Consider the following 13981-nt stretch of genomic DNA (forward strand, 5'->3'; position numbering starts at 1 on the left):
GAGCTTCGCCCCATGCAGCAGCAGACCAACGCCCTGAGCCTGCGACGCCGAGTCGTCCGCGCGTGGGTCACGTTCGTGAGCCTCGCGGCGCTCGGCGCAACCGCCGCGCACGCTGCGCAGCCCGCCGACGAATGCTTTGAAAAGGCCGGCGCCTACCAGGGCGTGAATCCGCTCGTGCTGCGCGCGGTGGCGTGGCGTGAATCGAAAGGGGACGCCGCGGCCATCAATCACAATGCCAACGGCTCAATCGACGTGGGGCAAGCGCAGATCAACTCGATCCATTTTTCCGAGCTTTCGCGCGAGGGCATTCCGCACGGCGCCCTCACGGACCCGTGCGTGAATATCTTCGTGGCCGCGTGGCTGCTCAAGCAAAAGATGGTGCGATACGGCAACACGTGGCGCGCCATCGGCGCGTACCACTCCGAATCGCCGCACGAGCGCGACGCCTACGCGCGCAGCATTCAGGCCATTCTCGTGAGCTGGGGCCACTTGCAGCCGGGGCGATGAAAGCGGCCCGCGCGGCTACGCTTCACACTCGTTGTCCGCGCAACGGCGGCCCGATTGACCGCACGGCTTGTTCATATCACTACCATACAGAAACGGTTGCGGGCCAGCATCGAAGATTCGACGACGCATATAATGCGTACGAAAACATCCCCGAGTTCGAGTACGGCCTGATCGGTGCACTGTTCGACTAGCTCGTCTACCTCCTGCTCATTTCGTTCGTCTCTCCACCTACGCTCACGCCGGGCAAAATCACAGCGGTTCGCGCGATCTTCGCGTAGATCTGGCGCGCGGGCGAGTTGCACAGCGAACACGACGATCTTGCCGACCATGCCGATTTGCCGGTTCACCACGTCTCGCCCCAAGCTCGCTGAGCGTACTGAGCGCACCAGGCGCCCTCGCCTGCACACGCTGCTGGCCGGCGTGCTCATGTCGGGCGCTGCGGTCTGCACCGGCGCGACCTCCGGCACGCCCTTGCCGGTGGCCATCTCGGTCGATGCCGCGGCGGGCCGGCACCCCATCAGCCCGCTGATTTACGGTATCAACTTCGGCACGACCGCCGTGTTGCAAGACCTGCGCGCGCCGCTCAACCGCTCGGGCGGCAACAGCGCCTCGGCCTATAACTGGCGCATCGACGCGCGCAATGCGGGCAAGGACTGGTATTTCGAAAGCGTTGCGGCCAATCCCGCCGCGATCGACGAGCAGTTCGGCGAGCGCTTCGTCGCGTTCACCCAGGCGGCGGGCGCCACGCCCATCGTGACCATTCCGATGCTCGGCCGTGTGGCGAAACTCGGGCCGGCGCGCGAGACCCTCGCGAGCTTCTCGATCGCCAAATACGGCCCGCAGCCAAACCGCGATGTGAACGGCCACGCCGATGCCGGCAATGGCGTCACGGCAGGCGGCAAGCCGATCGACGGCAACGACGCGAACGATGCCTCGACACCGGACGACCCGCAAAATGAGCAGGCGCGCGTGGCGGATCTCGTCAAACGGTTCGGCGGCGCGAACGGAGGCGGCGTGCGCTACTACGCGCTCGACAACGAGCCGAGCCTTTGGCAGATCAACCACCGCGACGTGCACCCCACGGGCGCGCATGCGAGCGAGATCGCCAACAAGGTCATCGCCTATTCGCGCGCCGTGAAGTCGGCGGACCCGCACGCGCAGATCGTCGCGCCGGAAGAATGGGGCTGGCCCGGCTATTTCTACAGCGGCTTCGACCAGCAATACGCAGCGGACCACGGCTTCGACCGCACGCCCGACCGCGCAGGCGAAACTCAGGGCATGCCCTACGTGCCCTGGTTGCTCACGCAATGGAAAGCGGCGGGCCATCCAGTGGACGTGTTCAGCCTCCACTTCTATCCACAAGGCGGCGAATTTGCCGAAGCGGGCGTGACGAACGCGCAGGCTATGGCGCTCATGCGCAACCGCTCCACGCGCGACCTGTGGGACCCGAACTACAAAGACCCCACGTGGATCAACAGCGTCGTGGCGCTGATCCCGCTGATGCGTCATTGGGCCGACACGTACTACTACCCAGGCACGCCCATCGCCATCACGGAATACAGCTGGGGCGGCGACACGCTGATGAACGGCGCGACGGCCCAGGCCGACGTGCTCGGCATTTTCGGCCGCGAAGGGCTGGATATCGCCACGCGCTGGGGCAAGCTCGATCCGTCGATGCCGGTGTACAAGGCGTTCAAGCTCTACCGCAACTACGACGGCAACGGCTCGGCGTTCGGCGCGACCAGCATCGCCACGAGCGCGAGCGACCCGGACACGGTATCCGCGTTCGCCGCCTTGCGCGAGCGCGACCACGCGCTCACGCTCGTGGTCATCAACAAGCAGTTGGACCGGTCCGCCGACACCGCGGTCGCGCTCGACCATTTCGCCGAGAGCGGCGTGGCCCAAACCTGGCGGCTCGCGAACAACCAGCTTGCGCGCCTGCCCGACGCGCGCTACCAGGACGGCACGCTGCGCGCGAGCCTGCCCGCGCAGAGCGTGACGCTGTTCGTGCTGCGCGGGGCGGAGACGCGGCACGAGTGACGCCGGCGCCCGGCGCGCCCCCTCGAGCAGCACATGCTGGCAGCATTGCATCATCATTTGGAAAGCTAAGCGTTTCACCCATCGTGAGGAGAAACGTCGTCATGAAACGACGAAGCCTGCTAAAGGGGGTTATGGCGCTGCCGTGCTTCGCCACCGCCTCGACCTTCGCCAACGCGCTGCCCGCCTCGGCGCGCGCGGGGCGTGTGCGGCCAGGCGACCCTGGCTGGCCGAATGCACAGCAATGGGACGCATTGCGCCAGGCAGTCGGCGCAAACTTGCTGCAACCCACCACGATCTGGCAGACCTGCGCACAAGCGCCACACGAGCAAGCGTGCCTCGCGAGAGTCAAGGAAGCGCGCAACCCGTTCGCACTCGGCGACGACGCCGGCGGCACCCAGATCTCCGGCTGGCTCGATGCCTGGACGGCGAAGGCAAGCGCCTACGCAGTGGCCGCGCGTTCCACCGCACACGTCGTTGCGGGCGTCAATTTCGCGCGCCGGCACAATTTACGCCTGGTGGTGAAAGGCGGAGGCCACAGCTACCTGGGCGGCTCTAACGCGCCCGATTCTCTTCTGATCTGGACGCGCGGCATGAAGCGTATCGAACTCCACGACGCGTTCGTTCCAGCCGGTTGCTCGACGACGCCGAAGCCCGCTGTGACGGTCGAGGCAGGCTGCATGTGGATCGACGCCTACACTGCCGTCACGACTCAGGCGGGGCGCTACGTCCAGGGCGGTGGATGCACGACGGTGGGCGTGGCCGGCCTCGTTCTGGGCGGCGGTTTCGGGTCCTGGTCCAAGCGGTATGGCCTCGCGGCCGCGAGCCTGCTGCAGGCCGAGATCGTGACCGCCGACGGCGTTGTCCGCACGGTGAACGCATGCCAGGAGCCCGATCTTTTCTGGGCGCTCAAGGGCGGCGGTGGCGGCAGTTTCGGCGTGGTGACCCGCATCACGCTACAGACCCACGACCTGCCCGAACACTTCGGCTGGGCCAGGTTCAAGGTCAAGGCTTCGTCGCGTGAGGCTTACCGGCGGCTGGCTGCGCGGCTCGTCGATCACTATGCAGACAAGCTGTTCAACCCTGCATGGGGCGAGCGATTCGTCTTTCACAGCGATGAGATCGAGGTGGCGATGGTATGCCAGGGCCTCGACGACCACGAGGCGAAGTCGGTCTGGGCACCGATCATCGATTGGGTCCGCGCTTCGCCGCCCGACTTCACCTTGAACGAAGGACCTCGCGTCGGCGCTGGCCCGTCGCGCCGCTGGTGGGACGTCGATGCCAACCCGGGACTCGTGGCGGACCCCCGCGCCGAAGCCGCACACAACCACGGCTGGTGGCAAGGCGATGGCGAGCAGGCCTCCGCATTCCTGCACGCCTACGAGTCTCAATGGCTGCCCGCCGCCCTGCTCGAACCGGCGCAACGCGGCCGCCTTGTCGATGCCTTCGTCGCGGCCGCCCAGTATCAAGCCGTGGAGTTGCATTTCAACAAAGGACTCGCCGGTGCACCGCCGGAGGTGAACGACGCGGCGCGTCAGTGCGCCACGAATCCGAACGTGGCCGACGCCTTCGGCCTCGCGATCGTCGCCACCGGCGGCCCACCGCCATTTCCGGGCCTCCCTATCGCCGCGCCCGACATGTCGCAGGCGCATCGCAACGCCGCGAATGTGGCCAAGGCTGCGGCCATTCTCAAGGCGCTATCGCCGCAAGGCGGCTCCTACGTTTCGGAGACCGATTTTTTTCGCGACGATTGGCGCGAGGCGTTTTGGGGCGTCAACTACGCGCGGCTCAAGGCGATCAAGGATCGCTACGATCCGCAAGGGTTCTTTTTCGTGCATCACGGCGTGGGCAGCGAGGACTGGAGCCCTGATGGCTTTACGCCCTTGGGTTGAACTTTACCTCGATGCGTCTTCACCTACCCGGTGGAACCCGCTCCGTTCACATCGCTGTCATCTTCCTTTTCGCGCTCGAGCATATCGAGCGCAAGCACACGCCCGACATCGCGCACGAATGCTTCCATGATCGCGAGGCATTCCGGGCTGCCCGGCGCACAGTCTTCGGGATTCAACTTTCCCTGTGCATGCCTGATCGCGCGGATGCTGGCCTCCAGCGCCCGTGCTTCTGCCCAGATCGGATCGTTTGGAGGAGGTTTGGGTTGTTCGTGCGCCATGCATGGATTTTCGGCGGGCGGCTTACAAACTTTAGCGGCCACGCATGAAATGTCGAACGGCTAGGGCGCGGCCTTCGCAATCAGGTCCTGCAAACGGGCCATCGAGCGCCGATCCAGCGGGTGCATCTCGCAACCCACGCGGCTCCATCCTCTTTCCTGATCCTCGGTGATCCAGCGCACATCGAGCGCGACGGCCAGGACGATCTCGTCTTCGTCGTCGATCGGCGCCGACTGCAGCCAACCCGAGACCGTCTCTCCCCGGAAGAGCAGACCGTTGCGCGCGTACAGCAGCGCCCCGCGCGAGCTGAGGTCGGCGACCTGCGCGAGCGCCCTGCCGTCCTTGTTCAACAGCAGCGGGGCGAACAACAGGGGCGTTCGGACCTCCCGACGCATATCCAGTCCACTTCGCATACGCATGGCACCCGTTTGAATGTTTCATTTTTATTGAGGGTCGGGATTCTAACGTGACTGCGCCGGCAAGACGGGGATGGTGTGCGAATGACGTCCGCGCAAACGTTTGATTCAATCAATCGGAATACGCGGCGGCGCCCGGCTCTATTGCCGGGGCTGCCGCGACGCGTTCGAGCGCTCAGTGGTCAACTCAGTGGCCCGCATAAATCGACCGTCCGCCGGCAACGCTGGCCACGATCGGCGCGCCCGAGTCCGAGCTGCCCGTCATCGCCACGCCGCCAACCGCCGTGTTGCCCGGCGCGGCTTGCTGTGCCGTTTGCGCCTGCTCCTGAGCCACGATCGCTTCCGCGTGCTGAATGTCATCCGGATAGTTGAGATCGTTGGCCGTCGGACGGTACCCCGTCTGCTCCAGCCGCACGAGATCGGCAACGACCTGTGCACGCGTGACCGGCGTGTTGGCCGGGGTGGCGGTCTGTGCGAAAGCGGCAGCCGGAGCGGCCAGAGCGCAGGCAACGAGCAATGTGGAAACGAGTGCTTTCATGATGTTCACCTCTCAATGAATGGCCGCTGCATCGGGAAGCGATGCCGCCTCGGCCGCCCTCGGCAATGTCGCGAAGGTTGACTGCATTCTGGCCGCGCGGCGCTGACCCAATGCTGACCCGCCGATTACGAGTTCGTTATCTGGGCGCGACGCGCCTCGCGCGGCCGATGCGCGGCCAACACCCCTTCACGTCAAACATGACAAATCCGTAATGTCGAGGTCAGCGCCGGGTAAGCGCGCCCTCCCGATACTTGCGCCAATCCTGCCCCAACCCGGACACCGTCATGTGGATCGTCAAACTGGCTCTCAGGCGGCCTTACACGTTCATCGTGCTGGCCGTACTGCTTTTCATCCTCGGGCCGCTTGCCATCATGCGCACGCCCACGGACATTTTTCCGAACATCAATATCCCCGTGGTCAGCATTGTCTGGACCTACAACGGCTTCTCCGCCGAGGACATGGCGCACCGCATCACCTCGAACTACGAGCGCGCCCTCACCTCCGACGTGGACGACATCGAGCACATCGAATCGCAGTCGCTCAACGGCGTCTCGGTCGTGAAGGTGTTCTTCCACCCGGGCGCGGACATCAACCGCGCGATTGCCGAAGCCGCGTCGAACTCCGCTTCGATCCTGCGCATACTGCCGCCGGGCACGTTGCCGCCGAACATCATCACGTACAACGCCTCCACGGTGCCGGTGCTGCAACTGGGACTCTCCAGCGCGACGCTGCCCGAGCAGTCGCTCTACGACCTCGGCAACAGCTTCATCCGCACGCAGCTCGCCACCGTCCAGGGCGCGGCCGTGCCGCTGCCCTATGGCGGCAAGATCCGCCAGATCATGGTGCAGCTCGATCCGAAAGCGATGCAGGCAAAAGGACTCGCCCCCGCCGATGTCGTGAACGCCGTGAACGCGCAGAACCTCATCCTGCCCGGCGGCACGGCCAAGATTGGTTCGCGCGAATACAACGTGGAGATGAACGGCAGCACGCAAACGGTTGCCGCACTCAACGACCTGCCGATCAAGACCGTGAACGGCAGCGTGGTGTATGTGCGCGACGTGGCGCACGTGATCGACGGCTACGCGCCGCAAACGAATATCGTGCGCGCGGACGGCAAACGCGCGGCGCTCCTCACCGTCGAAAAAACCGGCAGCGCCTCGACGCTTACGATCATCCAGCAAGTGAAGGCGATGCTGCCGAAGATCGCAGCAGGCCTGCCGAAAGCGCTCAAGATCACGCCGCTCTCCGATCAGTCCGTGTTCGTGAAGTCAGCGATCTCGGGCGTGGTGCGCGAAGCGCTCATTGCGGCCTGCCTCACTGCCGCAATGATCCTGCTCTTTCTCGGCAGCTGGCGCGCCACGCTCATCATTGCCGTGACGATTCCGCTTGCCGTGCTCACGTCGCTCATCGCGCTCGCGGCGCTCGGTGAAACCATCAACATCATGACGCTCGGCGGCCTGGCGCTCGCTGTCGGCATACTCGTTGATGACGCAACCGTCGCCATCGAAAACATCACGCATCACCTGGAGCGCGGTGCGCCGCTGCATGACGCCATTCTCAACGGCTCCGGCGAAATTGCCGTGCCGACCTTCGTTTCGACGCTCTCCATCTGTATCGTGTTCGTGCCGATGTTCCTGCTTTCGGGCGTCGCGCGCTACCTCTTCGTGCCGCTCGCCGAGGCCGTGGTGTTCGCCATGTGCGCGTCGTACTTCTTCTCGCGCACGCTCATTCCCACGCTCGCCATGTACCTGCTGCGTGCGCGCACGCCGGGCTCCGCGCCCTCGCGCGGCATTGCCGGCGCATTGACGCGCTTCCAGGCGGGCTTCGAACACCGCTTCGAAGCGGTGCGCAACCGCTATCGCGCGTGGCTTCAAGCCGCCATTGCGCAGCGCCGCCGTTTCGTCGTGCTGTGGGTCGCGCTCTGCCTCGGCTCGCTCGTGCTCGTGCCGTTCACGGGCCGCGACTTCTTTCCTGCCGTCGATACCGGCGAGATCCGCCTGCATCTGCGCGCGCCCACCGGCACGCGCATCGAAGAAACGGCGCGCATTACCGACGAAGTCGAAGCGAAGATCCGCAGCGTGATTCCGCCCGCCGAACAGGCCGCGGTGCTCGACAACATCGGCGTGCCGGTGAGCGGCATCAACCTCACGTACGACTCGTCGGACCCCATTGGCCCCGAAGACGCCGACATCCTCATCACGCTCGCGCCGAAGCACCAGCCCACCGCGCAATATGTCGCGAAGCTGCGCAACGTGCTCAACACCGCCTTTCCGGGCGTGACCTTCGCGTTTCTGCCCGCCGACATCGTGAGCCAGATCCTGAACTTCGGCCTGCCTGCGCCCATCGACGTGCAGATCGTCGGCAACAAGCTCGCGCAGAACCGCGTCGTCGCGAACCACCTGCTCGACGAAATGCGCGGCGTGCGCGGCCTCGTCGATGCGCGCATCCAGCAGCCCGGCGACGAACCCACCATCAACGTGAACGTGGACCGCACGAAGGCACTGCAAGCGGGCCTCACGCAGCACGACGTCGCGCAGAATCTGCTCATCGCGCTCTCGGGCAGCTCGCAAACCACGCCTAACTTCTGGCTCGATCCGAAGAACGGCGTGAGCTATCCGCTCGTGACCGAAGTGCCGCAATACGACATTCATTCGCTGCAAACGCTCGCCAATATTCCAGTGACGACGTCGCAATCCGTCACGTTCACGCCGCAGAACCAGCTTGGCACGCTCGGCACTGTCTCGCGCAGCGAGCAGGAGGCCGTGGTCTCGCACTACAACGTGCAGCCCGTTCTCGATATCTTCGCCTCCACGCAGGGGCGCGACCTGGGCGGCGTCGCCTCCGACGTGAACCGCCTCGTCAACGCGGCGCGCGCGCAATTGCCGCCCGGTTCGTCGATCGTGATGCGCGGCCAGGTGCAGTCGATGAACGCCTCGTTCAGCGGCCTCGCAGCCGGGCTCGTGTTCGCCATCGCGCTCGTCTACCTGCTGATGGTCGTGAACTTCCAGTCGTGGCTCGACCCGCTCATCATCGTGAGCGGCCTGCCGGCCTCGCTCGCCGGCATCGCGTGGATGCTGTTCGTCACGCAAACCACGCTCAGCGTGCCGGCCCTCACGGGCACGATTCTCTGTATGGGCATTGCCACGGCGAACAGCATTCTCGTCATCAACACGGCGCGCGAGTCGCTCGCAGCGGGCATGGAGCCGCTCGCCGCCGCGCTCGACGCAGGCTTCAACCGCTTTCGCCCGGTGCTCATGACCGCGCTCGCCATGCTGATCGGCATGCTGCCGATGGCGCTCGGTCTCGGCGACGGCGGCGAGCAGAACGCGCCGCTCGGACGCGCCGTGATCGGCGGCCTCGCCATCGGCACGCTTTCCACGCTCGTATTCGTGCCGGTCGTGTTCGGCATGGTGCACGGCTGGCTCGCGAAACGCCGCGCCGCCCGCGATGCCAGCAACGATGCGCAAGCCAGTGCAACCACTCACGTTGAATAAGGATTCCAAAATGAACCCGCTCACTCCGCACGAGCATCGTGACAGCGCGGCGCAACCGGCCGCATCCGAAGGAGCCGCACGCAAGCGCACGGCCGTCATCATCGGCCTTACGTGCCTCGCCATCGCCGCAACGCTGCTCACCGCGGGCATCGTGCCGCGCCTCGAGGCGCACACGGCACAGGCAGAACAGGTCGCGGCGCAGCGCGAGCTGATCGTCTCCACCCTCACGCCCACGCGCGCGCCCGCCACGCAGGACCTGCTGCTGCCCGGCTCGATCATGTCGTGGGCCGACGCCTCGATCTATGCGCGCACGAGTGGCTACGTGCAGCACTGGTCCACGGATATCGGCGCGCACGTCAAGGCCGGCCAGACGCTCGCGCAGATCGACACACCCGAACTCGACGCGCAACTCCAGCAGGCACGCGCCGACGAAGCCACGGCGCAGGCCAACTATCGCTTTGCGAACAGCACCGCGCAGCGCTGGCAAACAATGTTGCAGACGCAATCGGTTTCCGAGCAGGACGCGCAGTCGAAGACGAGCGACGCCGCCGCGAAACTCGCCACGCTCCAGGCCGCGCAGGCGAACGTGGCGCGGCTCCAGGAACTGGTTTCGTACCAGAACGTGACGGCGCCCTTCGACGGCGTGATCACCGCGCGCAACGTGCAGGTGGGCGCGCTCGTTACGGCGGGCGGCACGCCTGGCCTCGCCACCATGCCCGGCGAGCTGTTCCACATCGCGCAGACCGACCGGCTGCGCGTATACGTAGACGTGCCGCAAGACGACGCGAGCCTCGTCACGCCCGGCACGACCGTCTGGTTGACGACGCAACAATATCCGGGCCGCCGTTTCGACGCAAGTGTCGCGCGCAGTTCGAACGTGATCGACCCCGTGAGCCGCACATTGCGCGTGGAAGTCGATGTGGACAACCACGATGGCGCGCTGATGCCCGGCGCCTACGCACAGGTTCATCTTGCGCTCACGGCTGCCGCGCCCGCTCTCGAACTGCCCGTGAGCGCGCTGCTGTTCCGCCCGGACGGCGTGACAGTCGCGGTGGTCGATGCCAAAAACACCGTGCAATTGCGCAAGGTGACCATAGGCCGCGATTTCGGCACGTATGTGGAAATTGCGACGGGCCTCGCGCCCACCGAGCGCGTCATCAACAACCCCGGCGACGCCATTGCCAGCGGCCAGAGCGTGCGCGTGGCGGCGGCCTCGACGGCCGCGAAAGCGTAAGCGAGGCCCATCATGTTCGAACGCCCTCTGCCCGCGTTGCGCCGGATCGCCGTGGCCTGCACGGCAGCCTCACTCGCAGCGTGCACCACGTTGCCGCATTACAGCGTGCCCTCGGCCGATGTCCCCGCGCACTACGCCACACCCACCACACCACCCGCTGCGGCACCCGGCTGGAGCGTCGCTGCACCCGGCGACGCCAAACCGCGCGGCCCGTGGTGGACCCTCTTCGGCGACAACGACCTCGACCAGCTCGAAGCCCGCGTGGATGTGTCGAACCAGACCGTGCGCCAGGCCGTTGCCAATCTCGAAGCCGCGCGCGCGATGATCGATTATCAACGCGCCGGTTATGCGCCTGTCGTCACGGCGGGCGTGGCCGCGCAGCGTTACCGGACCTCGCAAAATCTCGTGGACCGTTCGCTTGCGGGCAAGACGATTCCCGACTATTCGACGGGGCTCACGGCAAGCTGGGAACCCGACCTGTTCGGGCGCGTAAAGGACGCGACCACCGAGGCGCATGCCAACGCGCAGGCCACGCAAGCCGACCTCGAATCGGTCCGTCTTTCGATGACGAGCCAGCTTGCTACGGACTACTTCGATTTGCGCTCGCTCGATCGCCAGAAGAAGCTGCTCGACGACACCGTGACCGCCTACACGGCCGCGCTGCGCATCGTGCAGCAGCAGCTCGCCGATGGCGCGATCGACGCCTCCGCCGTCGCCCAGGCGCAAACGCAGCTCGAAAGCGCGCGTACGGCCGACAGCGATATCGACGTACAGCGCGCGCAACGCGAGCACGCCATTGCCACGTTGATCGGCGTACCCGCCTCGACGTTCAGCCTGCCGCCGCGCGTCGATCCTGTTATCGTGCCGTCGATTCCCGCAGGCGTGCCCTCGGCGCTGCTCGAACGGCGCCCGGATATTGCCGCAGCCGAACGGCGCGTGGCAGCGGCCAATGCAAGAATCGGCGAGGCGCATGCGGCCTTTTATCCCGACCTCACGCTTTCCGCCACGGCGGGCCTCGAAAGCACGTTTTTCGCGCCGTGGCTCAGCGCACCGAGCCTCTTCTGGTCACTCGGCTCGCAGCTTGCTGGCACGCTCTTCGACGGCGGCCGGCGCGACGCCACGCTCAAAGGCGCAAACGCGCAATACGACGCGTCCGTGGCCGGCTACCGGCAAACGGTGCTTACGGCATTCCAGCAAGTCGAGGACAACCTGAGCGCGCTCGACACGCTGGCCAGTGAAGCGCAAAGCCAGCAGCGCGCGACCGCCGCCGCGCAACTCTCGCTCAAGCTGACCACCAACCGCTACCAGGCGGGCGCGGTGACCTATCTCGACGTGGTGACGGCGCAGACCATCGCGCTCTCGAACGAGCGCAACGAGGAGCAGATTGCGGGCAGAAGGCTCGATGCGAGCGTGCAACTGCTAGAGGCGCTCGGTGGCGGCTGGGACCGTGCAGCACTGAGCGACTTGAGCGCTAAGGGCGCAAAAACGTCAGGATAAACCGCGTGCTGGCCGCGTCGCTTTCGGCGCGTGCCGAGCCGCCGTGCAGCGCCATGATCGTGCGCACGATCGCCAGCCCCAGCCCCGCCGATGCCCCCGCACGCGGCTCGCTATGGCGCGACGCATCGGCGCGATAGAAACGGTCGAAAATGCGTTCCAGCAGCGCGGAGTCGATGGGCGTGCCGGGATTGGCCACCGTCACTTCGACGGCCTTTGGCGCCTCTTCGACGCTCAGGGTGATTACCGCGCCGCGCGGCGTATAGCGCAGCGCATTGGCGAGCAGGTTGCCCACGGCGCGCCGGAACAATTCCTTGTCCGCACGCAGGCGGCCCGCGCCCTGCACGCGGATCTGCACGCCCGCCTCGTCGGCCAGTCCTTCGAAGTACTCGGCAATCTGGGTGAGCGCATCGTGCACGTCGAACTCCGCGAGCGTCGTCATGAATTGCGGGTGCTCCGCGCGCGCGAGAAAGATCACGCTTTCGATCATGCGCGAAAGCCGTTCGCATTCCTCCAGATTCGATTCGAGCAACGCCTCGTATTCGGCGGTGCTGCGCTCGCGCGCGAGCGCCACTTCGTTTGCGCCGCGCAGGTTGCCGAGCGGCGTGCGCATGTCATGCGCGAGGTCCGCCGTGTATTGCGACATGCGCTCGAAGCCGCCGTGCAGGCGTTCGAGCATGGCGTTGAGCGACTTCGTGAGCGCTTGCAGCTCGCTCGGCGCGCCCTCGACTTCGATGGACGTATCGAGCCGGTCCACCGTGACCGTGGCCGCGCGCGCGGCCATCTCGCGCAGCGGGCGCAGCGACTCGCGCACGAGCAGCCAGCTCATGAGAAACGCGAGCAACATGCCAGCCAGGCCGAAGCCATAGAGCCGCTCCCGATAATGGTCGAGCAGGCGCCAGCGGTCGGTCATGTCGCGCGCGATGACGATGGTGACCGGCGTGCCGTCCGCGAGCGTAGCGTCCGTGGCGAGCCCGCGCACCGGCACGCCGCGCGCGTTGCGCCACTCCACCACATCGCCTTCGGTAATGCGTTGCGCCGGCGGCAGGCGCCGCGCGAGCGCCGCATCGGGAAACGCGGCGTCGGCAATGCCCGCCGTGTTGTGCTCGGCCAGTTGCGCGCCGCCGGTGCCGAGAATTTCCATGGAAAGCGCGGGGTTGCCGAGCACCTGGCTCGTGAGCCGCTCCGCATGTTCACGCACGTCGTGCTCGCTGTGCAGTTCCTGCGCAAGACGGCGCGTATGCCGCGAAATCAGCACGATATCGAGGTCGTCCTGCTGCTTCACTTCGCGGTCCAGCGTGAAATATAGCGTGCTGCCCACGAGCGCGAATACCGCAAGCGTCGTGCCCGCGAAACTCAGCGCGAGGCCTGTCGCGAGCGAGCGCACCGCGATGCGCGGCATCAGGCGTTCCCTTTGATTTCGGCCACGTAGCCCACGCCGCGCACGGTGTGGATCAGCTTGACGTCGAAGGCGTCGTCCACCTTCGCGCGCAGGCGGCGGATGGCGACTTCCACGACGTTGGTGTCGCTGTCGAAGTTCATGTCCCACACGTAGGAAGCGATTTGCGTGCGTGTGAGCACTTCGCCCTGGCGGCGCACGAGCAGCTGCAGGAGCGAAAACTCCTTCGGCGTGAGGTCGATGCGCGCGGCCCCGCGTTTCACGCGCCGGCGCGTCACGTCCACTTCGAGGTCGCCTAGCAGGAGCACGTCGCTCTCGCGCGGGGGGCCACGGCGGGCCAGCGTGCGCACGCGCGCAAGCAGTTCGACGAACGCGAACGGCTTCACGAGGTAGTCGTCCGCGCCCAGCTCGAGCCCCTTCACGCGGTCGCTGATATCGTCGCGCGCGGTGAGGAAGAGCACCGGCGTGGTGTGCGTCGTGCGCAGCGTTTTGAGCACCGTCCAGCCGTCCATGGCGGGCAGCATGACGTCGAGCACAATCACGTCGTACGCGGCCTCCTTTGCGAGGATCAGGCCTTCGGCGCCGTCCGCGGCAACGTCCACGGCATAGCCGGATTCCTCGAAGCCCTTCTTCAGATACGCGCCGGTCTTCGGCTCGTCTTCGATCACAAGAATGCGCATCGCCGTTCAACTCT

The 13981-nt window shown here is 66.1% G+C and carries 11 protein-coding genes; 6 read left to right on the plus strand and 5 right to left on the minus strand.

Annotated features, from left to right (window positions below; all coding sequences use genetic code 11):
* The first annotated feature begins 12 nt into the window (after nucleotides 1-12).
* From U5A65_RS01000 to U5A65_RS01010, 3 genes are all read left to right on the plus strand, one after another.
* The gene (locus U5A65_RS01000; RefSeq protein WP_321915128.1) at nucleotides 13-507 is read left to right on the plus strand and encodes a lytic transglycosylase domain-containing protein; all 495 of its coding nucleotides are present in this window, start codon (nucleotides 13-15) and stop codon (nucleotides 505-507) included.
* A gap of 426 nt (nucleotides 508-933) precedes the next feature.
* Nucleotides 934-2547 carry a glycoside hydrolase family 44 protein gene (locus U5A65_RS01005; protein WP_321945169.1) on the plus strand — a complete coding sequence of 538 codons (1614 nt, stop codon included), beginning with the start codon at nucleotides 934-936 and terminating at the stop codon, nucleotides 2545-2547.
* 101 nt (nucleotides 2548-2648) lie between these two features.
* A complete protein-coding gene (locus U5A65_RS01010) occupies nucleotides 2649-4436 on the plus strand; it encodes an FAD-binding oxidoreductase (protein ID WP_321945170.1) in 1788 nt (595 codons plus the stop codon).
* 23 nt (nucleotides 4437-4459) lie between these two features.
* Here the strand turns inward: U5A65_RS01010 and U5A65_RS01015 are convergent, their stop codons facing one another.
* The 3 genes from U5A65_RS01015 to U5A65_RS01025 form a co-directional block, all read right to left on the minus strand.
* Nucleotides 4460-4714 (minus strand): hypothetical protein, encoded by a 255-nt coding sequence (locus tag U5A65_RS01015; RefSeq protein ID WP_321915132.1) that lies wholly within the window; start codon nucleotides 4712-4714, stop codon nucleotides 4460-4462.
* Nucleotides 4715-4774: 60 nt separating this feature from the next.
* Nucleotides 4775-5131 carry a PilZ domain-containing protein gene (locus U5A65_RS01020; protein ID WP_321945171.1) on the minus strand — a complete coding sequence of 119 codons (357 nt, stop codon included), beginning with the start codon at nucleotides 5129-5131 and terminating at the stop codon, nucleotides 4775-4777.
* A gap of 184 nt (nucleotides 5132-5315) precedes the next feature.
* Entirely contained in the window at nucleotides 5316-5666 is a 351-nt protein-coding gene (locus U5A65_RS01025; protein WP_321938569.1) for a DUF4148 domain-containing protein, read from the minus strand.
* A 284-nt stretch (nucleotides 5667-5950) separates the two neighbouring features.
* Here U5A65_RS01025 and U5A65_RS01030 point away from each other — a divergent pair, with 284 nt between their 5' ends.
* From U5A65_RS01030 to U5A65_RS01040, 3 genes are read left to right on the plus strand one after another with little or no spacing between them, the layout of a single operon-like run.
* A complete protein-coding gene (locus U5A65_RS01030) occupies nucleotides 5951-9160 on the plus strand; it encodes an efflux RND transporter permease subunit (protein ID WP_321945172.1) in 3210 nt (1069 codons plus the stop codon).
* Between the two features lie 10 nt (nucleotides 9161-9170).
* Nucleotides 9171-10394: an efflux RND transporter periplasmic adaptor subunit gene (locus U5A65_RS01035; protein ID WP_321915137.1), complete on the plus strand. Its 1224-nt coding sequence runs from the start codon at nucleotides 9171-9173 to the stop codon at nucleotides 10392-10394.
* A gap of 12 nt (nucleotides 10395-10406) precedes the next feature.
* Nucleotides 10407-11891, plus strand: coding sequence for an efflux transporter outer membrane subunit (locus U5A65_RS01040; protein ID WP_321938564.1), 1485 nt, complete (start codon nucleotides 10407-10409; stop codon nucleotides 11889-11891).
* Here the strand turns inward: U5A65_RS01040 and U5A65_RS01045 are convergent.
* A complete protein-coding gene (locus tag U5A65_RS01045; RefSeq protein WP_321945868.1) occupies nucleotides 11866-13281 on the minus strand; it encodes a heavy metal sensor histidine kinase in 1416 nt (471 codons plus the stop codon). The genes U5A65_RS01040 and U5A65_RS01045 overlap by 26 nt on opposite strands.
* Before the next feature lie 8 nt (nucleotides 13282-13289).
* Nucleotides 13290-13967, minus strand: coding sequence for a heavy metal response regulator transcription factor (locus U5A65_RS01050; protein WP_321915139.1), 678 nt, complete (start codon nucleotides 13965-13967; stop codon nucleotides 13290-13292).
* Nucleotides 13968-13981 lie beyond the last annotated feature (14 nt).

This window comes from Paraburkholderia sp. J10-1, assembly GCF_905220165.1.
Lineage (GTDB): Bacteria > Pseudomonadota > Gammaproteobacteria > Burkholderiales > Burkholderiaceae > Paraburkholderia.